This window comes from Mycolicibacterium rhodesiae (assembly GCF_002086695.1).
GTDB classification, from domain to species: domain Bacteria; phylum Actinomycetota; class Actinomycetes; order Mycobacteriales; family Mycobacteriaceae; genus Mycobacterium; species Mycobacterium rhodesiae.
In genome coordinates this window covers 188,443-208,242 of the sequence record NZ_MVIH01000005.1, presented here as the reverse complement: position 1 = coordinate 208,242, position 19,800 = coordinate 188,443, and the positions used below count along the sequence as shown (strand labels likewise).

General features: G+C 67.1%; 24 protein-coding genes. 12 read left to right on the top strand and 12 right to left on the bottom strand.

Features of this window, described 5'->3' with window-relative positions:
* Positions 1–154: 154 nt before the first annotated feature.
* Together BST42_RS13250 and BST42_RS13245 are read right to left on the bottom strand one after the other, a co-directional pair.
* Positions 155–1,009, bottom strand: a complete 855-nt coding sequence (locus tag BST42_RS13250; protein WP_083119194.1) for a cyclopropane mycolic acid synthase family methyltransferase — start codon at positions 1,007–1,009, stop codon at positions 155–157.
* A gap of 174 nt (positions 1,010–1,183) precedes the next feature.
* Entirely contained in the window at positions 1,184–1,423 is a 240-nt protein-coding gene (locus tag BST42_RS13245) for a hypothetical protein (RefSeq protein WP_133057455.1), read from the bottom strand.
* 160 nt (positions 1,424–1,583) lie between these two features.
* Here BST42_RS13245 and BST42_RS13240 point away from each other — a divergent pair, with 160 nt between their 5' ends.
* Positions 1,584–2,654: a S1C family serine protease gene (locus BST42_RS13240; RefSeq protein ID WP_083119192.1), complete on the top strand. Its 1,071-nt coding sequence runs from the start codon at positions 1,584–1,586 to the stop codon at positions 2,652–2,654.
* Between the two features lie 2 nt (positions 2,655–2,656).
* On the opposite strand, the gene BST42_RS13235 is transcribed toward BST42_RS13240, so the two are convergent.
* The gene (locus BST42_RS13235; RefSeq protein WP_083119669.1) at positions 2,657–3,427 is read right to left on the bottom strand and encodes a class I SAM-dependent methyltransferase; all 771 of its coding nucleotides are present in this window, start codon (positions 3,425–3,427) and stop codon (positions 2,657–2,659) included.
* A gap of 56 nt (positions 3,428–3,483) precedes the next feature.
* Between BST42_RS13235 and BST42_RS13230 the strand changes: the two genes are divergently transcribed.
* Positions 3,484–4,050 carry a chorismate mutase gene (locus BST42_RS13230; RefSeq protein WP_083119190.1) on the top strand — a complete coding sequence of 189 codons (567 nt, stop codon included), beginning with the start codon at positions 3,484–3,486 and terminating at the stop codon, positions 4,048–4,050.
* Here the strand turns inward: BST42_RS13230 and BST42_RS13225 are convergent.
* Positions 4,047–5,057, bottom strand: a complete 1,011-nt coding sequence (locus BST42_RS13225; RefSeq protein WP_083119188.1) for a DUF4331 family protein — start codon at positions 5,055–5,057, stop codon at positions 4,047–4,049. The two genes, BST42_RS13230 and BST42_RS13225, sit on opposite strands and share 4 nt — an antisense overlap.
* An 18-nt stretch (positions 5,058–5,075) precedes the next feature.
* Positions 5,076–5,951, bottom strand: a complete 876-nt coding sequence (locus BST42_RS13220; RefSeq protein ID WP_083119186.1) for a TIGR03854 family LLM class F420-dependent oxidoreductase — start codon at positions 5,949–5,951, stop codon at positions 5,076–5,078.
* Between the two features lie 136 nt (positions 5,952–6,087).
* On the opposite strand from BST42_RS13220, the gene BST42_RS13215 reads away from it, so the two are divergent.
* Entirely contained in the window at positions 6,088–6,912 is an 825-nt protein-coding gene (locus BST42_RS13215; RefSeq protein ID WP_083119185.1) for a polysaccharide deacetylase family protein, read from the top strand.
* Here the strand turns inward: BST42_RS13215 and BST42_RS13210 are convergent.
* Positions 6,899–7,309: an SRPBCC family protein gene (locus BST42_RS13210; RefSeq protein ID WP_237159403.1), complete on the bottom strand. Its 411-nt coding sequence runs from the start codon at positions 7,307–7,309 to the stop codon at positions 6,899–6,901. The genes BST42_RS13215 and BST42_RS13210 overlap by 14 nt on opposite strands.
* Before the next feature lie 63 nt (positions 7,310–7,372).
* Between BST42_RS13210 and BST42_RS13205 the strand changes: the two genes are divergently transcribed.
* Both BST42_RS13205 and BST42_RS13200 read left to right on the top strand, forming a co-directional pair.
* Positions 7,373–7,828 (top strand): SRPBCC family protein, encoded by a 456-nt coding sequence (locus tag BST42_RS13205; RefSeq protein WP_083119181.1) that lies wholly within the window; start codon positions 7,373–7,375, stop codon positions 7,826–7,828.
* Between the two features lie 41 nt (positions 7,829–7,869).
* On the top strand, positions 7,870–8,373 hold the full coding sequence (locus tag BST42_RS13200; RefSeq protein WP_083119180.1) for a nuclear transport factor 2 family protein: 504 nt from the start codon (positions 7,870–7,872) through the stop codon (positions 8,371–8,373).
* A gap of 10 nt (positions 8,374–8,383) precedes the next feature.
* Here the strand turns inward: BST42_RS13200 and BST42_RS13195 are convergent, their stop codons facing one another.
* Genes BST42_RS13195 through BST42_RS13185 form a run of 3 tightly spaced genes read right to left on the bottom strand, consistent with a single transcriptional unit; the run spans position 8,384 to position 10,348 of the window.
* On the bottom strand, positions 8,384–8,572 hold the full coding sequence (locus BST42_RS13195; protein ID WP_083119178.1) for a hypothetical protein: 189 nt from the start codon (positions 8,570–8,572) through the stop codon (positions 8,384–8,386).
* A 28-nt stretch (positions 8,573–8,600) separates the two neighbouring features.
* Positions 8,601–9,683 (bottom strand): pyridoxal-phosphate dependent enzyme, encoded by a 1,083-nt coding sequence (locus tag BST42_RS13190; protein WP_237159402.1) that lies wholly within the window; start codon positions 9,681–9,683, stop codon positions 8,601–8,603.
* Positions 9,680–10,348 carry a YoaK family protein gene (locus BST42_RS13185; protein ID WP_083119176.1) on the bottom strand — a complete coding sequence of 223 codons (669 nt, stop codon included), beginning with the start codon at positions 10,346–10,348 and terminating at the stop codon, positions 9,680–9,682. Before BST42_RS13185 ends, BST42_RS13190 begins: the two co-directional genes overlap by 4 nt.
* Before the next feature lie 70 nt (positions 10,349–10,418).
* On the opposite strand from BST42_RS13185, the gene BST42_RS13180 reads away from it, so the two are divergent.
* Both BST42_RS13180 and BST42_RS13175 read left to right on the top strand, forming a co-directional pair.
* Positions 10,419–11,699: a cytochrome P450 gene (locus BST42_RS13180; protein WP_083119175.1), complete on the top strand. Its 1,281-nt coding sequence runs from the start codon at positions 10,419–10,421 to the stop codon at positions 11,697–11,699.
* A gap of 41 nt (positions 11,700–11,740) precedes the next feature.
* A complete protein-coding gene (locus BST42_RS13175) occupies positions 11,741–13,051 on the top strand; it encodes a cytochrome P450 (RefSeq protein ID WP_083119663.1) in 1,311 nt (436 codons plus the stop codon).
* On the opposite strand, the gene BST42_RS13170 is transcribed toward BST42_RS13175, so the two are convergent.
* Together BST42_RS13170 and BST42_RS13165 are read right to left on the bottom strand one after the other, a co-directional pair.
* Entirely contained in the window at positions 13,004–13,420 is a 417-nt protein-coding gene (locus BST42_RS13170) for a hypothetical protein (RefSeq protein ID WP_083119173.1), read from the bottom strand. The two genes, BST42_RS13175 and BST42_RS13170, sit on opposite strands and share 48 nt — an antisense overlap.
* A 40-nt stretch (positions 13,421–13,460) precedes the next feature.
* On the bottom strand, positions 13,461–14,597 hold the full coding sequence (locus tag BST42_RS13165) for a glycosyltransferase (protein WP_083119660.1): 1,137 nt from the start codon (positions 14,595–14,597) through the stop codon (positions 13,461–13,463).
* Positions 14,598–14,699: 102 nt separating this feature from the next.
* On the opposite strand from BST42_RS13165, the gene BST42_RS13160 reads away from it, so the two are divergent.
* On the top strand, positions 14,700–15,050 hold the full coding sequence (locus BST42_RS13160; protein WP_207569492.1) for a hypothetical protein: 351 nt from the start codon (positions 14,700–14,702) through the stop codon (positions 15,048–15,050).
* On the opposite strand, the gene BST42_RS13155 is transcribed toward BST42_RS13160, so the two are convergent.
* Entirely contained in the window at positions 15,047–15,961 is a 915-nt protein-coding gene (locus BST42_RS13155) for a dienelactone hydrolase family protein (protein WP_083119171.1), read from the bottom strand. The genes BST42_RS13160 and BST42_RS13155 overlap by 4 nt on opposite strands.
* 66 nt (positions 15,962–16,027) lie before the next feature.
* Between BST42_RS13155 and BST42_RS13150 the strand changes: the two genes are divergently transcribed.
* The 4 genes from BST42_RS13150 (at position 16,028) to BST42_RS13135 (ending at position 19,797) form a co-directional block, all read left to right on the top strand.
* Positions 16,028–16,540: a flavin reductase family protein gene (locus tag BST42_RS13150; RefSeq protein ID WP_083119169.1), complete on the top strand. Its 513-nt coding sequence runs from the start codon at positions 16,028–16,030 to the stop codon at positions 16,538–16,540.
* Between the two features lie 13 nt (positions 16,541–16,553).
* Entirely contained in the window at positions 16,554–17,474 is a 921-nt protein-coding gene (locus BST42_RS13145; RefSeq protein WP_083119167.1) for an SDR family oxidoreductase, read from the top strand.
* Between the two features lie 66 nt (positions 17,475–17,540).
* Complete coding sequence (locus BST42_RS13140) at positions 17,541–19,337, top strand: N-acyl-D-amino-acid deacylase family protein (protein WP_207569491.1); 1,797 nt, start codon at positions 17,541–17,543, stop codon at positions 19,335–19,337.
* Positions 19,327–19,797, top strand: a complete 471-nt coding sequence (locus BST42_RS13135) for a limonene-1,2-epoxide hydrolase family protein (RefSeq protein WP_083119164.1) — start codon at positions 19,327–19,329, stop codon at positions 19,795–19,797. The genes BST42_RS13140 and BST42_RS13135 overlap by 11 nt, the downstream gene beginning before the upstream one ends.
* Positions 19,798–19,800: the final 3 nt, after the last annotated feature.

Below are 19,800 nucleotides of genomic sequence, written 5' to 3'. Positions count from 1 at the left end.
AATGGCCCTACGAGGTGTGGGCCTTCGGCCCGCGACGATGGGCCTCCGGGACCGTAGCGTCACCGTAGACATCGTGATGCTGGCGCACGCCGGGGGATGCGTCGCGGTGATGCCCAATCACCCGTGGGGGTGAAGCCGGGGGCTGGCCGCAGTGTCAGCCCTTGGCTAGGGTGAACTGGCAGATGTCGGTGTAACCCTCGCGGAACAATTCAGCGCACCCGGTCAGGTATTTCATGTACCGGTCGTACACCTCGCGGGACTGCAGGGCTACCGCTTCTTCCTCGTTCTTTTCCAGTGCCGCGGCCCAGATCTCCAGGGTCCGGGCGTAGTGCAACCGCAGTGGGTGGACGCGGTTGACACTGAAGCCGGCACGGGTTGCGCGCTCCTGAACATCCGTCACCTTGGGCAGGCGGCCACCGGGGAAGATTTCATCCATGATGAATTTAAAGAACTTCAGGTGTCGCATGGTGATCGGCATGCCGCGCGCCGCGAAATCTTCATCGCTCGGCAAGACGATGGAGTGCAACAGCATCACTCCGTCAGTGGGCAGCGCGTCGTAGGCCATCTTGAAGAAGGCGTCGTAACGGTCATAGCCGAAGTGCTCGAAAGCGCCGATCGAGACGATCCGGTGGACCGGCTCGTCGAACTGCTCCCAGCCTTCGAGAAGGACCCGCTTGGAGCGCGTGCTTGCCGAATCGTCGAACAATTGCTGGACGTGCAGAGCCTGGTTCTTGCTCAGGGTCAGGCCGACGACGTTGACGTCGTAGGACTCCAGGGCGCGCATCATCGTCGCGCCCCAGCCGCAGCCGATGTCGAGCAAGGTCATGCCGGGTTGCAGCCCGAGCTTGCCCAGCGACAAATCGATCTTCGCGATCTGTGCCTCTTCCAGCGACATGTCGTCGCGTTCGAAGTAAGCACAGCTGTAGGTCTGCGTCCGGTCCAGGAACAACCGATAAAAGTCGTCTGACAGGTCATAGTGGTGCTGCACGTCGTCGAAGTGCGGCTCCATATGCGGCGTTTTCGCGGGTGTATTCAAAAGCTCGATGTCCTGTTCTTGCGTCTGCACTCCGGCCCACCCCCGCGAGACCAGTCGCACTCCCCTCGTGACGTATCCCGGGTAGCCTACGCGACCGCGCTCGAACTCCCCACTTGAGCAAACTGGCAGGGAGCTGGGTGTCAGCTGTTACGAGGATTCGTCCGCGTCCCCGTTTTTGCCGTATATGGGCTGTCCTTCCTCGTCAAGCCAGTCGTTGACCGCGGTGCCGGTCACGGTGTTGTCCGATCCTGGCAACACCGCGGTGGGCCGGTCTTCATAAGCCGTCATCATTTCTTTAGCTTTTGCCTTCGCATTGTCGTCCGGGACCGGCTTTTCGACTTGCGGCTGCTGTTCGTCGGTTCTTTCGGAGCGTTCTGGAGTGCTCACGATCGGATTCCTTCGCGTTCGGTGCCGTGGGACGTGATGCTGGAAGCGGACTGCCCACAAATGTGATGCACCAAACAGCGGCTGGGCGCTCAGCAACGCCGCGAGCGGCCAAAAGTCCACCCGAATGTTCTATTCGCGGCTTTTCGGGCAAAGTTGAGTCATGGACGCAAAGCCATCTCGTCATGGGCGTCGGCTGTCGACCGTGCTGGCCGCCCTTCTGTTGGTGCCCGGCTTGCTCACCGCCCCGGCCCACGCCGCTCCGATATACGTCGGGCCGGCTCCCCTCGCGCCACTCGATCAGTCCACCGTGCTGGGTCAGGTCACCCCGGGTCTGGTCGACATCAACACGACCCTGAACTACCAGAGCGCGGTCGGCGCCGGCACCGGCATCGTCCTCGATCCCAGCGGAGAAGTGCTGACCAACAACCACGTCATCGAGGGCGCCACCGGTATCACCGCGACCAGCCTGGCCAACGGCCGCACCTATCCCGTCGACGTCATCGGCTACGACCGCGCCAACGACATCGCGCTGGTGCGGCTGCGCGGTGCCGGTGATCTGCCGGTCGCCTCGGTGGGCACCTCGTCGGGACTGGCCGTCGGTGACCCCATCGCCGCGATCGGCAATGCCGGCGGCGCCGGCGGTGCGCCGAGCTTCTCCCCGGGCAACATCACCCAGCTGGGTGCCTCGGTTCGCGCGTCCGACGAATCCGGCGGTGGCTCACGTGAACTCACCGATCTGATCCGGGTCGCCGCCGATGTCCGGCCCGGCGACTCAGGTGGCCCGCTGGTCAACGCCGCCGGCCAGGTGGTCGGCGTGACCGTCGCGGCCACCCTGACCTATCGGATGGGCAACGTGCGCGGCGGTGAGGGCTTCGCCATCCCGATCGATCGCGCGCTCGGCGTCGCGGGGGCGATCCGCTCCGGGGGCGGACCCGGCATCCATATCGGGGACACCGCGTTCATCGGCGTCGGAATAGCCGATCCTGGCCCTGGGGCTCCACCCGGAGCCGTTGTGCGCCAAGTTCTTCCGGACACCGCGGCTCGTGGAGCCGGGCTTGCACCCGGTGACATCATCACCGCCGCGGACGGAATCGCGATCAACACGGCCACCGACCTCTCGAACTTCATGGACACCCATCGCCCGGGTGACACCATCACGTTGAGCTGGATCGACCGCGAGGGCGCACCGCGCAGTGCACCCATCGTTCTGGGCGCAGGGCCGGTCGGCTGACCTCAGAGGTGCAACTCGGCCCGCACCTGCATGAACCGCAACAGGCCGGCACGGCCTGCCACCGGCTGGTATGCGGCGACCATGTCGTCGACGAACGCGGCACGGTCGGATTCGGGTAGACGCTCGGTCCACGCTGTCGAGCCCACCGTGCACCAGGCAGTGAACTGCTCGACGCCGCCGAAGTCCCATTCGCGGTCGATCACCGCCATCGAGGTCACCTGAAACCCGCAGCCGTCGGCCAGCTCGCGTAACGTCTCCGGATCAGGATGGATGAACGGGGTGCTGAATCCAGCGAAGCTGGAGCCCCAGCGCGGGTCGGCGGCCACCTGCATGGCGGTCGACTCGATGCTGGGTCGCGTTCCCGCACAAACCATTTGGATGAGCGCCCGGCCCTGCGGTCGCAGCACTGCGGCGACGGCCGCGAGCGCTTCGCCGAGCTGCGGCACCCAGTGCAGGGCGTTGAACGAGACGACCATGTCGAAGCTGCCGCCGAACGGCAGCCGCCGCGCGTCCGCGCACACGTACACCGGGCCGGCCGGTGTGGCCGGTCCGCGATGCCCTGCGGTGGCCACCATCCGCGGTGAGGCGTCGACACCGACGATGTAACCGCGGGGCAGTCGGGCGGCGATCTCGGCGGTGAGGAATCCGTCGCCGCAACCGATGTCGAGTATCCACTCGCTGCCGTCGACGACGAGTTCGGCCAGGCTCTCGGCGGCCACCGAGCGCTGCAGGCCGCTGACCCGGCTGTAGTCCCGGCCGCTCCAGTCCGCCACCGACACAGTTAACGTCAATGCCGGTACTGGCGGCAATAGTCGTAAAGGATGGGCCCATGACCTCTGCCCTGGCGCGCTGCGCCGCAGCGATGATGACGACGATGGCGGTCGCGACGGCCGCACCCGCCTGGGCCGATTCGCCCGAGCCGCTGTACGACCTGGTCGATGCCGCGGCGCAGCGCTTGCAGACCGCGGACGCGGTGGCCGCCAACAAGTGGCTGACCGGCGGGCCGATCACCGACCCCGCGCGGGTCAAAGTGGTGCTGGACGCGGTATCCAAGGATGCTGAATCACGGGGCGTGGCAACAGATTACGTAACCACGGTGTTCACCAACCAGATCAACGCGACCGAAGCGGTCGAGTACGCGCGGTTCGCCGGCTGGAAGTTCGACCCCGCCGGCGCGCCGTCGTCGGCCCCCGATCTGGCGTCGTCGCGTTCGGTCATCGACGGCCTGAACCGGCAGATGGTCGAGCAGATCGCCGCGCAGTGGCCGGTCTTGAGCTCGCCGGCATGCCGAGCCGAACTGGACGCGGCCAAGCATGACGTGGCCGGGCAGCGCCAGTTCGACGATCTCTACCGCACCGCGCTGGACTCGGCGACCCGCTCGTACTGCGGGTCCTAACTCGCCGGGTGCGGGTTGCCCAGGTACGGAAACACGTCGAGGGTGTCGGTATGTGGGGCGAGACCGCTTGGCGGGCAATCACCCTTGGTCAGGAACGCCAGCCGGTAGTCGATGACGTCATCGGTGAATGTGCGACCGTTGGGGTACTTCGCGGGCTTCGCGGGGTCGAAGGTCAACATGTCCGGCAGCGTGCCCTCGGTGTCGATCGCCTCGATGGCCTCGTCGTCGGTGTAGCCGCCGGTGTGCCCCATCAAGTGGATGAATTGCCCGATCCAGCGCTCCCGGTCATGAATCGGCTCGCTGGCGTTGTACTCCTCTTTGGTGTCGTCGGTATTGAAGAAGCTGCTCACCGAGGGGTGTCCGGCCCGGTCGACGTGCAGCAGTTCGCCGTCGCGGTCCAGGCTGCAGCGCCCCCAGATCCGAAGGTCCGGATCGGGACCCAGTTCGGCGGTGGGCAGTTCGATCGCGATCGAGAACACGTTGGCGGTCGTGTTGGAGTCCACCCCGGTCCACGGTGACTCACCGCCGAGGTGCGGCGCGGTGAAGTTGCGCCCGCCGGTGGTGTCGAAAAGGTTCTTGATGCCGTCGAAGTCGAAGAAGAACGCGTCGCTGCGCGCACCGGCGGCGAACGTGTACCCGTCCGAGCGGACGACGTTCGCGTTTTCACCGAACGACACGTCGACGGCTTCGAAGATTCTCTCCCCCACCGCATATGGCGATTGCGCCTCATCGCCGACCGCCTTGAAGACGTCGACGGTCTGCCGCCCCTCGGTCGGTTCCGAGAACACGAAGCTGAACGCGATGTCGTTGCGCAGATCACCGTTGTTGTCGACGGCCAGCCGGTAGATGGCATCGGGATGCAGCGCGTCGGCGTTCGGGTTGGCGTTCAGGATGAGCACCGTGCGGCCGGGGTCGGCCGGCGACTGAAATGCGTACAGGTCGCACAGATCCAGTCGCTGATCGCCCATTGGCGGGCCAAGACTCAAGCCGGTGAAGTGGTTCGACATCAACGAGACTTTGCCGGATCAGTTCTGCCGGGGCAACAGCTCGTGGATGAAACGTTCGATGAACTCGTCGGCGGGGGTGTCGCCGACCGGTCGGATGACGAACTTGCTCAGCCCCGCGGCGATCAGCCCGTCGAGCTGCCGGTGCAGTTGCGGCCAGTCCCCGGCGATCAATTCGGCCGGATCCACGTCGGACCGTCGAGATCTCACGGCGGCGGCGATCTCGTCGGGCAGATGCCCGTCGGCAACGGCCAGACTCAGCCCGTAGTGATCCGGTTCGACCGCACGGCCCGCCTCGGCCGCGGCACGTTCGATGCTCTGCCGGGCTACCCGTGCCTCGTCGGGAGTGAGGAAGCTGCCCAGCCAGCCGTCGGCCAGCCGCCCGATCCGGCGGAATGCCGCCGGTGCCGAACCGCCGAGCCAGACCTCGACCGGGACCGGCGGACGGATGCCCAGCGAAACGCCGGCCAATTGAAAGTACGTCCCGTCGAAGGTGACCTCGTCGCCGGTCAGCAAGGCGCGCAACACTTCCAGCGTTTCGTCGAAGACGGCCGCGCGCTGCCCGTCGGGCACCGGGAACAGATCCCACTCGGCTTTCGACGCCGGGCGCAGACCGAACGCCGGCAGCACCCGTTTGGGAGCGAGCGCGGCCAGCGACGCCAGCTGTTTGCCGACCAGCACCGGGTTGCGCCCGGGCAGCACCGCCACCGAGGTGCCGACTTTGAGCCGGGTGGTGCGGCCCAGCGTGTACGCCATTCCGGCGAACGGGTCGACGGCCGGGGTGTACACGAGTTCCGAGAACCACAGCGAGTCGATGCCGGCCGCCTCGAGCCGGTCGATGACGCGGGGCAGATCCTCCACCGCGCTGCCGAAACTGATTCCGAAGCGGATCTTCACATCGCTCACCCTCGCCACGGTAGCCCGGTCCGGACCGCGACACAGCGGCGGATGTACCGGCTTTCGGCGGTCGCGCAGCTTAGCCTATCGGTGTGACGGGTGTTACAGATGTGACTTACGGTTGTGGGATCGTGACGTGCCCGAGGTAACCCGCCGCCAATTCGTGATCGGCTTGTTCGCCTCCGCCGGACTGGTCGGCGCATCCAGCGCGATCGCGATGTCGCAGACCCCTCCGCCGTTGACGGCCAAGGCTCCCCCGCCACCGATCGGCGCGGCCCCGCTGCTGCCGCCACCGCCGACCACCGCGCGGATCGCGTTGCCGGGCGGCGGCGAACTGACCAGGATCCCCGGCAACGGTGACCTCCTGGCGCTCACGGTCGACGACGGGGTGAACTCCGAAGTGGTCCGGCTCTACACCCAGTTGGCCAAGGACACCGGCATCCGGCTGACGTTCTTCGTCAACGGGGTCTACGACTCCTGGCGCGACAATGCGGCGCTGCTGCGGCCGCTGGTGGACTCCGGCCAGATCCAGCTCGGCAACCACACCTGGTCCCATCCCGACCTCACCACCCTCACCAAGGAGCAGGTCGCCGATCAGTTGCGGCGCAACGACCAGTTCCTGCGCAACACGTTCGGCACCGATGCCACCCCGTATTTCCGCCCGCCGTACGGCAATCACAACGACGACGTCGACGCGGTGGCGGCCGATCTGGGCTATCGGGTGCCCACGCTATGGGCGGGGTCGCTGGCCGACTCCACGGTGGTGACCGAGGACTTCATCGTCAAGATGGCCGACCAGTACTTCATCCAGCAGAACATCGTGATCGGCCACCTCAACCATCCGCCGGTCACACACGTCTTCCCCGCGCTGGTCGACGTCATCCGGTCGCGCAATCTGCGCACGGTCACCCTCAACGACGTGTTCCTCCAGCCGGAGATCCCGCACGTCACCTCCGCGTAGCGGCCAGAGAATCGATGCGGCGCAACGCAATCGCACATACCGCGGTATAGGGCGCGGCCCACCACGGCACCTCGAACCAGACCCGGCACCCGCCCGGAGCCGCCTCGACGCCGTGAGCGGTGGCCGGCACGCCCGCGACCGACCACGCCCAGCGTCGGCCCGGCTCGAATTCGGTGACTGCGAACGGAACACTGACGGCACCGATGGCCGTGACCGTTCCGGTCGAGCCGGCCACGAGATATCTGCCGCCGGAATCGAGTACGGCGCCGCTGATCGACGGGCCCCACCGCGGCCAGGCATCCAGGTCCGTCAGCAGGGTCCAGACCACATCGGCCGGGTACGGCACGTGGCGGTCCACCATCACCATCGGCAGCCGAATTCGTGCACCAAACCCCATATCTGCCAACGCTACGCCGCGTAGCAGATCGGCCGGGGTCGCCGGCTGCATAGGATCAGGTCCATGAAGGGCTCCGTGACAGTGCACATGGCCGCACCGGCCGACAAGATCTGGAATGTGATCGCCGACATCACCAGAACCGGCGAGTTCTCACCGGAGGTGTTCGAGTCCGAATGGCTCGACGGCGCCACCGGTCCGGCGCTGGGGGCGAGGTTCCGCGGACATGTGCGGCGCAACGAGATCGGCCCGGTGTACTGGACCACGTGCCGAGTCACCGCCTGCGAACCGGGACGCGAATTCGGCTTCGCCGTCCTTGCCGGCGAGAAGGCGGTCAACAATTGGCACTACCGGCTCGACCCAGCGGGTGACGGCACCGACGTGACGGAATCGTTCCGGATGGCAAATTTCCCCGGGATGCGGCTGTTCGAGCTGTTGGGCGGACAGCTACGCGTCCGGCGCAACCAGCGAGACATGCGCACCACGCTGGAACGCATCAAGAAGGTCGTCGAGAACGACTGAAACGTCGCCACGGTCGGCCCTCGGTTTGATACAACCGGTGCATGGGTCGGTGGTCACGCGAAGAAATTGAGTCGGCGTTCGAAGAACACAAGCAGGTTGTCGTCGGCATTGCCGACAGCTGGGACTGGTCGCGGTTTGCCGACCAGTTCACCGAGGACGCCACATATGTGGAGCATTCCTACGGCACATTCCACGGCCGGGAAGCGATCCGCGCGTGGATCGTCAAGACCATGAACACTTTTCCCGGCACCGAGATGCCCTGGTTCCCGTCGACCTGGCATTCCATCGATGTGGACAAGGGCTGGGTCATCTGCGAGTTCCAGAACCGGATGCGCGATCCCGGCGACGGCAGCATCCATGAGGAACCCAACATCTCGGTGCTGAAGTACGCCGGCGACGGGCTGTGGAGCTACGAGGAAGACGCCTACAACCCGATGAACTTCATGCCGATGGTGAAGGGCTACATCGAGACGTCCAGGAAGTTGGGAACCATTTCCGAGGATGCGGTCACGTTCGCCCGCAACATGGGATGGGCCCCGGCCTGAGGGGTGGCTGTCAGTCCGAGCTGCCTTCGGTGTCGTCGAAGAAGCTCCACTCGCCGTCGTGTTCGACCTCCATACGCCAGCCCAGCTCGGAGTTGTCGGCCCGCGAGTCGACGAACCAGGCGTGCGCGTCCTCGGCGCTCTCGATGTCCTTGGTGTCGACGACGTCGCCATGCGGGTTGATCACGCGGTAGGTTGCCATGCTTGTTGCTTCCCCGCTGGGGCGTAGTTCAATCGCCCGGATGCTTCAGACCCGCGCCGCACAACGGAATCACCACGTCGCCTCCGGCCAACAGATCGTTGATCCGCTGCCAGTCCGGCCCTGATCGGGCGGCGGCGCCGGCGGCCGCGGTGTAACAGACCGCCGCCGTCGGCTCGACGAACACGCCCTCGCGGCCCAGCGCACGGCGCCCCGCCACGATCGCGTCGTCGTCGACGGTGACGATGGTGCCGTGAGAGTCGCGCACGGCGGCCAGGATCTGCTCGGCGCGCGGCGGCGCGGTGATCGCAATGCCCTCGGCCACCGTGGACCCCAGCGCCGGGTCTCGGCCGTCCCACGCCGCCGCCAGCGGTGCGCACCCGGCCGCCTGGACCGCGATCAGCGCAGGCATCCGGTCGGCCAGCCCGGCGGCGACCAACTCGGTGAAGGCCAGGTAGCAGCCCAGCAGCAGCGTCCCGTTGCCGACCGGTACCAGCACCGCCGACGGCAGCCTGCGTCCGTTCTGCTGCCAGATCTCATATCCGTAGGTCTTCACGCCGTGCATGAAATACGGGTGGTAGACGTGACTGGCATAGAAGATGCCGGGGCGTTCGGCGATCCGTGCGGCCGCCGCGGCGGTGGCGGCGCGGTCCCCCGGCACCAGAGTCAGCTCGGCGCCGTGCGCACGGATCTGGGCGAGCTTCTCCGGCGAGGTCGATGCCGGAACCAGCACCTGGCAGTCGATGCCGGCCCTTGCGAAATACGCGGCGGCCGCCGTTCCGGCATTGCCGCTGCTGTCGACCACAGCCTGCCCGACCCCGAGCCGCTCCGCGAGCGCCGCCAGGACCACCGCGCCTCGATCTTTGAACGACAGAGTGGGACTGAGGAATTCGAGCTTGAAGCGGACGGCCGGCAACGTCGTCGACGGGATCATCGGGGTGTTGCCTTCACCGAGGGTGATCGATGCGCCGACCGGTACCGGCAGCACCGACTCACCGTCGGGTCGCCACGTCTCGATGACGTCGAGCACCCCGCCACACGGGCATCGCCATACCAATTCTGCGACGTCGAATTCTCGGCCGCATGAGCGGCATTGCAGCGGCGGCAGATTCATGGCTCCACTCCCTTGCGCTCGTCGATGACGAACAGGATCAGCGTGACGGACAAGACGGCGGCCGGAATCCAGATCGCGTGCACGCTCCAGGCGCGGGTGGCGAATGCGCCGACCACCGCGCCGCCGGTGAAGAACACCGTCAGCGCGGCGTACGTGCTGAACGCCTGCCGGGCCGTCGCGTCGCGGTCCACGAAACCGGTGTATCCACTCTCCACCAGACGCATCAGGTTGCCGGTGGTCGCCACCGGCAGATACACGAAATCGCCGATGTTGCGGAACAAACCGATCTGCATGGCGGCGACGAACGAGATCGGCACCGTCACATAGCTGTGCGCCACCGTGGTGGGCACGAACCCGATGATGAACAGCACTGTGGCCTGCAGCAGCATCGTCCACCGCAGCGGATGCTTCAGATACTTCTCGACCCGGCCGGACTTCAGATGCGAGGCCAGACCCACGCCGGCGAAGAACGCCAGAAGTGGCCACACATGGGCAAGCGCCGCGCTGACCTTTCCCTGACTCGTATCCAGCGCGAAGAGGATCACGTTGGCCGTCTGAACGTTCGCGAACACCCCGCCGCGGGCGAGGTAGGTATAGGCGTCCAGGAAGCCGTTCGCCAGCGTGAGCAGCAGGCCGAAACGCAATGTCGTCGAGGTGCGCGTCATCGTGGGAGCAAGCTTGCCTGAATCGGGAAATGAACACGAGCGTGGGCCGTGGACTCTAGTGTCGTCTCCCATGGGCATCGCCACACGAGTCAATGGTCAGCCGCCGCCCGAAATGGCGCTCGAGGACATCAATCTGGGCACCTTCGAGTTCTGGGGCATGGACGACGCGCTGCGCGACGGCGCGTTCGCCACCTTGCGCCGCGAGGCCCCGATCGCGTTCTTCCACGAGGTCGAGTTCGAGGGTATCGAGGCCGGCCCCGGCCACTGGGCGTTGACCAAGCTCGACGATGTGTTCTACGCCAGCCGCCACCCGGACATCTTCAGCTCCTATCCGAACATCACGATCGGTGACCAGATCCCGGAGGTCGCCGAGTATTTCGGCTCGATGATCGCCTTGGACGACCCGCGGCACGCCCGGCTGCGCAACATCGTGCGCAGTGCCTTCACCCCGAAGGTGGTGGCCCGCACCGAGGCCTCGGTGCGCGACCGTGCGCAGCAACTGGTGTCGGCGATGATCGCCAACCATCCGGACGGCAACGCCGAACTGGTCACCGAGCTCTCCGGCCCGCTGCCGCTGCAGGTCATCTGCGACATGATGGGCATCCCAGAGGACGACCACGACCGGATATTCCACTGGACCAACATCATTCTCGGCTTCGGCGACCCGGACCTGACCACCGACTTCGACGAGTTCCTCAAGGTCGCTTTCGACATCGGCGCCTACGCCACCGCCCTCGCCGAGGACCGGCGAGTCAATCCGCGTGAGGACCTGACCACCTCGCTGGTAGCCGCCGAGGTCGACGGGGAACGGCTGACCTCGGCCGAGATCGCGTCGTTCTTCATCCTGCTTGCCGTGGCGGGCAACGAGACCACCCGCAACGCGATCAGCCACGGCGTGCTGGCGCTGACCCGGTATCCCGAGCAGCGCAAGATCTGGTGGGACGACTTCGCCGCCGTCACCGACACCGCGGTCGAGGAGGTCGTGCGCTGGGCGTCGCCGGTGATCTACATGCGCCGCACCGTCACCCGCGACATCGAACTCAGCGGGGTCAAGATGGCCGAGGGCGACAAGGTCACCATGTGGTACGCCTCGGCCAACCGCGACGAGGACAAGTTCGCCAACCCGTACCTCTTCGACGTCACCCGCACCCCCAACCATCACGTCGGGTTCGGCGGCGGTGGTGCGCACTTCTGCCTAGGCGCCAACCTCGCCCGCCGCGAGATCGCGGTCGTATTCGAAGAACTGCACCGCCGCATGCCGGATATCGCGGTCACCGAGGAGCCGTCGATGCTGCTGTCCGCGTTCATCCATGGCATCAAGCGCATGCCGGTGAGCTGGACGCCCGCCTGAGGTTGTGGCGCGGACCGCGCGGCACTCGTAGCGTGATGGACATGAAGCAGCGGGTGCACTGGTTGGTGATGCACGGCATGATCCGAGCGGCGGCCGGCGTGGCGGCCCGCCGCGGTGACCCCCAGGCCCGGATGGCCTTCGACCCGGCGGTGCGCACCGACCCGGTCTCGTTCTTCGAAGAGATGCGTCCGCAGGGTCCGATGCTTCCCACTCGGCTCGGTTATCTGACCCTCGACCACGCGGTGGCCCACGAACTGCTGCGCTCCGAGGACTTCCGGGTGATCATCCTCGGTGGGAACCTGCCCAAGCCGCTGCGCTGGGTGGAGCGGCGCACCCGCGACGACCTGCTGCATCCGCTCCGACCGCCGTCCCTGCTGGCCGTCGAGCCACCCGAGCACACCCGCTACCGCAAGACGGTCTCGTCGGTGTTCACCTCGCGCGCGGTGACCGCGCTGCGCGACCGAGTCGAGGACACCGCCGCGGAACTGCTCGACTGCCTGTCCGACGGTCCCGGCGTCGTCGACATCGTCGAGCGGTACTGCTCGCAGCTACCCGTCGCGATCATCGGTGACATCCTCGGGGTGCCGCAGGCCGACCGGCCTCGGATCCTGGAATTCGGTGAGCTCGCCGCGCCGAGCCTGGACGTCGGATTGACCTGGTCGCAGTACCAGCGTGTGCAGAAGGGCCTGGCCGGATTCAACCTGTGGCTGTCCGCGCATCTGCGACAGCTGCGCGATCGTCCCGGCGACGACCTGATGAGCCAGCTGATCGTCGCCTCGGACGAAGGTCAGCATCTCGATGAGAGCGAATTGGCCGGCGTCGCGGGGCTGGTGCTCGCCGCCGGGTTCGAGACGACAGTCAACCTGCTGGGCAATGGGATTCGGTTGTTACTCAACTCCCCTGATCAGCTCGCGCGGCTCCAGGAGGATCCGTCGCTGTGGCCGGGCGCGGTCGAAGAGATCCTGCGCCTGGAGTCACCGGTGCAGCTGTCGGCGCGGATCGCCCTGCGCGACACCGAAGTTGCCGGCACCACGGTCCGCGCGGGTGAGATGGTGGCGATCTATCTCGCCGCTGCCAACCGTGACCCGGCGGTCTTCGAGGATCCACACCGATTCGATGTCAGCCGGCCGAATGCCGGTAAACACCTTGCCTTCTCGGGTGGACGGCACTTCTGCCTCGGGGCTGCGCTGGCGCGAGCCGAGGGCGAGGTCGGTTTGCGACGGTTCTTCGCGCACTTCCCCGAGGCGCAACTCGCGGGGCTCGGCAGCCGCCGTGACACCCGGGTGCTGCGCGGGTGGGCCGAGCTACCGGTCAGCCTCGGGGCGCCCGGACTGATCTCCTCGCGCGACTGACCCGGCACGCTCCTGCTCCTTGACCCGCGGGTCCAGGGAATCGGCGTGCGAGGCCCGTTCGTCGAGTTCTTCGCGGTGCGCGGTCGCATCTTCGCGGTGCTTGGCTGCGTTCGCCTCCAGGCGTGCCGCCTCGGCCGCCTTCGCTTCTGCTTCGGCTTGCGCTGCACGGGCTTTGGCAGCCGTCTCGTCGGCGACCGCTTCACGATGTTGCAGCTTGAGCTGTTCCTGACGGACTTCTTCGCGGATCTCGTCGGCCTGCGCGACTCGGCGGCTGACCTGACGCTTGCGACCGACCCAGACGAGTAAACCGATCACGACGAGCGCAACGACTGCGGCGATGACAATCCACACGACATTGTTCGAGTCCATGCTGGCTCCTTCAGTGGAGCGGGCCGCTGATACGGCACCGTCAATTCACCGCGTTCCCGTCCCGGCCGTGGGCCAAACCGCCCAGCGCCGTCAGCATGCCCGCCGCCGACCGCGGCCAGGTGAACGTCTCTGCCCGCCGCCGGGCGCAGTACCGCCGGTGCTGCTCGGGACGGTCGATCACGCCGGCGACGGCCGCGGCGATCGCGTGCGGATCGTTGTCGGCGCACGCGCCGCTGTCCGAGGTGAGGATCTCCGACAATGCCGAGGTGCGCGACACGACCGCCGGGGTCCCGCAGGCCAGTGCTTCGAGCGCGGCCAGGCCGAAGGTTTCGTGCGGACCCGGCGCCAGCGCGACGTCGGCGGAGGCCAGCAAGGTGGCAACGGCATTGCGCGAGTCGATGAAGCCGGTGAAATCCACCGGCAGCCGCGCCGCCTGACGCTGCAGCCGCGCCCGCATCGGCCCGTCCCCGGCAATCACCAGCCGGGCATCCATACCCGAATCACGAAGCGCGGCAAGCGCATCAATGCTCCGGTCCGCGCGCTTCTCCACCGACAGCCGACCGCAGTGCACCAGCAGCACCTGATCCGGGGCGGCCCACCGATTGCGGGTGCGCGTGCAGAACCGGCGGGGATGAAACATGTCCAGGTCCACACCCAGCGGCACCGTCATCACATTCGTGGCGCCGATGCGGTCGAACTCTTCGCGGGCGAAACTGGTGGTGCACAGCACCGTGTCGTAGCTCGCCGCGGTGCGCCGGTTCGCCAGGTCGGCGATCCGGCGAGCCAGCCGCTTGGGCATGATCTGACCCGTCAGCCGGTCCAGGCGCTCATGCGAGATCATCACGGTGGTGACGCCTTGTCGCGCACCCCACCGGCCCAGCGAGCGCAGGGTGAACCGGTCGGAGACTTCGATGGCATCGGGCGCCAGCCGCTCCAGCAGTGTGGTCACCGGTGCCGGCATCACCGCGCGGTAGCCGCCGGTGAACGGAATCTGTCTGGCAGGCACCGAGATTCGGGTGACTCCACTGGGCAGCGTGGTGTGGGTGGCCGTCGATCCGGGCACGATGAGGAACACCTCATGGCCTGCGGCACAGTACTCCGCGCCCAGTCGGTCGACGGCCGTACGCAATCCGCCCGACCGTGGGCCGTAGAAGTTCGCGACCTGCGCGACCCTCATCATGGCCGTATCCGATCGTGTGGCGATGTGCGGACGGCGACCCCCGACCCTCTGTGTCTTGAACACGCGGTGAACAGCCGCGTGTGGTCTAGCGTTGGTGACGTGCAGATTTCGGATGTGTTCCGTGCGGCGTCCGCAGCGGTCAATCGCGGTGCCACCGCGTTGATCACGTCGCCGCGGTGGGGCCGCATCGTCGGCCTGGGGTTGACCGAGATCCGCTACACCGGCCGCCGCAGTGGCCGCAACGTTGTGCTGCCGGTCGGCTACCGCCGTCGCGGCTCCGACATCCTGATCGGCGTCGCGATGCCGGATGGCAAGAAGTGGTGGCGCAACTTCACCGGCAAGGGAGCCCCGCTGACCATCCTGCTCGGCGGCGCGCAGCGTCCCGGTCACGCCGTGGCCACCCGGGATGCGCGCGGCCGGGTGACCGTCACCGTCCGGCTAGACGACTAAGCCAGATACCGGGTGAACCAGTCCTGCACCCGGGTCCACGCGTCGGCGGCCGCGACCGGGTTGTAGCGCGGGCCGGTGTCGTTGAAGAACGCGTGGTCGGCGTCGGGCTCGACGATCAGGTCGTTGACGAGGCCCGCCTGGTCGAGCGCCGCCTTGGCGGCGGGCTCCGAGGACGTGACCCGTTGGTCGAGGGCACCGTACAAACCCAGTACCGCCGCATTCTTCGATCCGGTGAAGTTCGGGGTGTCGGGCAGCGGACCGTAGAACGGCACCGCGGCGGCCAGGCGGGACTCGCCGGCGGCCAGCAGCCGCCACACCAGTCCGCCACCGAAGCAGAAGCCGACGACGGCGAGCTTCTGTCCGGGTGTCCGGTGTGCCACTTCGTCGAGCCCGGACCTCAGGTCGGCGACGAAGCGCTCAGGTGGGATGGTGCCCAACGCGGCGGTCGCGGCAGCGGGGTCGGTGAACGTGGCGGTGCCGCCCTCCTCGGAAAGCAGGTCGATGGCCAGCGCGGAGTAACCGATCCCGGCGAGTCGGCCGGCGACGGTGCGCACCCAGTCGTTGAGTCCCTTGTTCTCATGGATGACCAGGACACCCGCGCGCGGGGCGGCGGCCTGCGCCCAGGCACCCTGCAGCTGCCCGCGCGGGCCTGGCCAGGTGATGGGTTCGGTGGGCAGCGCGGTGGCCATACCGGGCGGTGGTGAGGTGGACGTCGGCGAGGTGGTCGACGGCGCGGGTGACGACGAGGCCGTCTTCGGTTTGTCGCTGGAGCACGCCGCGATCAGCGCGCTGGCAGCTGCGGTGCCGACGCCCAGCAGTGCCAGCCGCCGCAGGGCTTCGCGGCGGCTCAGCAGTCCGTCGACGTGATCCGTGGCAATCTCTTCGGCGATGTAGCGCTGCAATGGAGTCACCTAGGCGAGTATGCGCCTTCTGGGTAAGCGTGACCGGAAGCAACGATCCCCACCGGAGGTGCAGGCATGACAGAACGCGACGTACTGGCTGGATCCGAGGCGTTCGAAAAAGTGGTCGCGCTGTTGGACTATCCGATGTTCATCGTGACAACGCGGGTCGGCGATCGGCGCGCGGGTTGTCTGGTCGGCTTCAGCAGCCAGGTCTCGATCCACCCGTCCCGATTCTTGGTCGGGCTCTCCAAGAAGAACAACACCTATCGGGTGGCCGCCGAGGGTGCGACGCACGTTGCCGTGCACCTGCTGGCCAAGGAGCACCGCGAGCTGGCCCGGCTGTTCGGCAGTGAGACCGGTGACCGGGTCGACAAGTTCAGCCGCTGCCGGTGGCAGGACGGGCCCGAGGGTCTACCCATCCTCGCCGACGCCTCAGCATGGTTTGCCGGACGGATTCTCGAGCGCTTCGATCTGGGCGATCACGTAGGGCACCTCACCGAACCGGTGGCCGGGGCCGCGCCCGAGGAATTCGGAGACCTCGTCACGTTCAGCGACGTCAAGGACCTGGAGCCCGGCCACGAGGCTTGACTAGCCTGGGTCCATGTCGTCAGACGCTGCACTGACCGGCCGGATCGCGGTCGTGGCCGGTGCCACCCGGGGCGCCGGGCGCGGAATCGCCGCCGCACTCGGCGAGGCAGGCGCAACCGTCATCTGCACCGGCCGCAGCAGTGTCACCGGGCGCGGCGGGTCGGACTATGACCGGCCGGAGACCATCGAGGGCACGGCTGCACTGGTCGACGACCTCGGCGGGACCGGGGTCGCGATCCAGGTCGATCATCTGGACCTCGAGCAGGTGCGTGGGTTGGCCGACCGGATCCGGTCGGAGTTCGGCCACATCGATGTGCTGGTCAACGACATCTGGGGTGCCGAGATCCTCAAGGGCGAACCGCCGCAGTGGAACCGCCCGATCTGGGAACTCGACATCGCCGACGGGCTGCGAATCCTCCGACTCGGCATCGACACCCACCTGATCACCTCGCACGCCCTGCTGCCGTTGATGGTCGAGCGACCAGGCGGCCTACTGGTCGAAATGACCGACGGCACAGCGGAATACAACGCGGCGAACTATCGCATTTCGGTGTTTTACGACGCAGTCAAGTCTGCGGTCAACCGGATGGCGTTCGCGCTGGGCCACGAGTTGACGCCGTACGGTGCGACGGCCGTCGCCGTCACACCCGGCTGGATGCGCTCGGAGATCATGCTCGAGCACTTCGGCGTCACCGAGGAGAACTGGCAGTTGGCGCTCGAGGATGACCGCCCCGACGGCGGGCCGACCGCACCGCCGGGTTTCGCCGAGTCGGAAACGCCGCGGTATGTCGGCCGCGCAATCGCGGCGATCGCCGCGGATGAGGACAGGTCGCGCTGGCATCAGCGGTCGGTGTCGGCAGGCGATCTGGCACGCGCGTACGGCTTCGTCGACGTCGACGGGCGGCAGCCGGACGCCTGGGCGCACATGGAGTAAACAGATCGAAGAAAGTGTCCACTAAATCGTTGACACTCGTGCAAGCAAACGGTTCTATTGACGCTCGTGAGCTACGACACAATCATCCGCAACGGCCGGTGGTTCGACGGAACGGGTGCCCCGTCCGGGATCCGGGACATCGGCATTCGCGACGGCCGCGTCGCCGCGGTCAGCCTGCGCCCCCTCGACGTCACCGGCTGTGACGACGTCGTCGAAGCGGGCGGCAGGTGGGTCCTGCCGGGGATGGTCGACGTGCACACCCATTACGACGTCGAGGTGCTCGGCGGACCCGGCCTGCCGGAGTCGGTGCGCCACGGTGTCACCACCGTCCTGCTCGGTTCGTGCTCGCTGTCCACGATTCACGTCGGCGGCAGTGACGCCGGCGACCTGTTCGGCCGCGTCGAGGCGATTCCGCGCGAGCACGTCGTCGCGGCAATCGACGAGGCCAAGACCTGGACCACTGCCGAGGGGTACGTCCAAGCGCTCGAGTCGCGGCCGCTGGGACCCAACATCGCGGCGTTCATCGGTCACTCCGACATGCGAACCGCGGTCATGGGATTGGACCGCGCGACCCGAGAAGATGTGCGGCCCAGCGCTGCTCAGCAAGCCGAGATGGAACGCATGCTGGCCGAGGCGCTGGACGCCGGCTTCGTCGGGCTCTCGTCGCAGCAGTTGTTGTTCGACAAGATCGACGGCGAGACCTGCCGGTCGCGGACGCTCCCGTCCACGTACGCCAAGCCCCGCGAGCTGCGCCGGCTCAAGTCGCTGTTGCGCAAACGCGGTCGCGTGCTGCAGTCCGGGCCCGACATCCAGAACCCACTGAACCTGCTATCGCAAGTGGCACAGTCGATCCCGGCCCTTCGCGACAAACTCAAGACCAGCCTGCTGTCGGCGGCCGACGTCAAGGCCAACCCGTTCGCGATCTGGATCATGGGTCCGCTGGCCAAGGCGGCCAACACCCTCGGCGGCGACTTCCGCTGGCAGCACCTGCCGGTGCCGTTCGAGGTGTACGCCGACGGCATCGATCTCGTGGTGTTCGAGGAGTTCGGGTCCGGCGCCGCCGCGCTGCACCTGCGTGACGAAGTCGAGCGCAACGCCCTGCTGGCCGACGAGGAGTACCGGCGCCAGTTCCGCAAGGACTACGACAGCAAATACGGGGTTCGCGTGTGGCACCGCGACTTCTTCGACGCCGAGATCGTCGCGTGCCCGGACGAATCCGTGGTGGGCAAGTCCTTCGGTCAGGTCGGCATGGAGCGCGGTGAACTGCACCCGGTCGACGCGTTCCTGGACCTGGTCCTCGAGCACGGCACCAAGCTGCGCTGGCGCACCACGATCTCCAACCACCGGCCCGAGGTGCTCAAGAAGCTCGCCCGCGACCCTGGCGTCCAGATGGGCTTCTCCGATGCCGGTGCACACCTGCGCAATATGGCGTTCTACAACTACGGCCTGCGGCTGCTGCGCCATGTGCGCGACGCCGACCGCAAGGGCCGCCCGTTCATGTCCGTCGAGCAGGCCGTGCACCGGATGACCGGCGAGCTGGCCGACTGGTACCAGATCGACGCCGGCCACCTTCGCGTCGGTGATCGGGCCGACCTGGTGGTGATCAATCCCAAGCGTCTCGACCGCCACCTCGACGACTACGCCGAGCAGCCCGTCGAGCAGTACGCCGGCCTGCCCCGGATGGTCAACCGCAACAACGATGCCGTCGATCTGGTCCTGATCGGTGGGCGCGCGGTGGTCCGCGACGGCGAGCCGACGCCCGTCCTCGGGTCCGAGCGGACCGGCAGCTTCCTGCGAGTCGGCCGGGCGACCGCGGCACCCGGAACGACGACGACGGAAACGGAGCTGGCGCATGTCAATTGACACTTCGGCGGTACCCACGGATGTGGCTCGGACCGTGTTGGGCATGTGGAAGGCGCTGTCGAACCGCGACTGGGAGACGTTGAAGACGTTCCTGTCTGACGACTGCATCTACGTCGACATGCCGGTCGGCCCGATCGCCGCCGCGCGTGGACCCGAGGACATCGTGAAGCGGCTGAAGGTCGGGCTGGAACCGCTGGCGGGCTACGAGAACCACGACGGCGTCCTGGTGAGCAACGGCGTGGACACCATGTACGAGCACTCTGAGACATGGACGTTCCCGACCGGCGAACAGGGCGTGCTGAACTTCGTCACCGTGCACAAGGTGTCCGACGGCAAGATCACGCTGTGGAAGGACTACTGGGACATGAACGGGCTGACCAGCTTCGCGCCGCCGACATGGCTCGAGGACCTGGCCAGCGCCGATATGTCCTGGATGTTCGACGCGACCGGCCTGATCTGAGCC

Coding starts and splice junctions, on each gene's coding strand:
- BST42_RS13250 (WP_083119194.1), bottom strand. CDS start 1,009: ATGGAGCCGCACTTCGACGACGTGCAGCACCACTATGACCTGTCAGAC.
- BST42_RS13240 (WP_083119192.1), top strand. CDS start 1,584: ATGGACGCAAAGCCATCTCGTCATGGGCGTCGGCTGTCGACCGTGCTG.
- BST42_RS13230 (WP_083119190.1), top strand. CDS start 3,484: ATGACCTCTGCCCTGGCGCGCTGCGCCGCAGCGATGATGACGACGATG.
- BST42_RS13225 (WP_083119188.1), bottom strand. CDS start 5,057: ATGTCGAACCACTTCACCGGCTTGAGTCTTGGCCCGCCAATGGGCGAT.
- BST42_RS13210 (WP_237159403.1), bottom strand. CDS start 7,309: ATGGGGTTTGGTGCACGAATTCGGCTGCCGATGGTGATGGTGGACCGC.
- BST42_RS13205 (WP_083119181.1), top strand. CDS start 7,373: ATGAAGGGCTCCGTGACAGTGCACATGGCCGCACCGGCCGACAAGATC.
- BST42_RS13200 (WP_083119180.1), top strand. CDS start 7,870: ATGGGTCGGTGGTCACGCGAAGAAATTGAGTCGGCGTTCGAAGAACAC.
- BST42_RS13195 (WP_083119178.1), bottom strand. CDS start 8,572: ATGGCAACCTACCGCGTGATCAACCCGCATGGCGACGTCGTCGACACC.
- BST42_RS13190 (WP_237159402.1), bottom strand. CDS start 9,683: ATGAATCTGCCGCCGCTGCAATGCCGCTCATGCGGCCGAGAATTCGAC.
- BST42_RS13185 (WP_083119176.1), bottom strand. CDS start 10,348: ATGACGCGCACCTCGACGACATTGCGTTTCGGCCTGCTGCTCACGCTG.
- BST42_RS13180 (WP_083119175.1), top strand. CDS start 10,419: ATGGGCATCGCCACACGAGTCAATGGTCAGCCGCCGCCCGAAATGGCG.
- BST42_RS13175 (WP_083119663.1), top strand. CDS start 11,741: ATGAAGCAGCGGGTGCACTGGTTGGTGATGCACGGCATGATCCGAGCG.
- BST42_RS13170 (WP_083119173.1), bottom strand. CDS start 13,420: ATGGACTCGAACAATGTCGTGTGGATTGTCATCGCCGCAGTCGTTGCG.
- BST42_RS13165 (WP_083119660.1), bottom strand. CDS start 14,597: ATGAGGGTCGCGCAGGTCGCGAACTTCTACGGCCCACGGTCGGGCGGA.
- BST42_RS13150 (WP_083119169.1), top strand. CDS start 16,028: ATGACAGAACGCGACGTACTGGCTGGATCCGAGGCGTTCGAAAAAGTG.
- BST42_RS13145 (WP_083119167.1), top strand. CDS start 16,554: ATGTCGTCAGACGCTGCACTGACCGGCCGGATCGCGGTCGTGGCCGGT.
- BST42_RS13135 (WP_083119164.1), top strand. CDS start 19,327: ATGTCAATTGACACTTCGGCGGTACCCACGGATGTGGCTCGGACCGTG.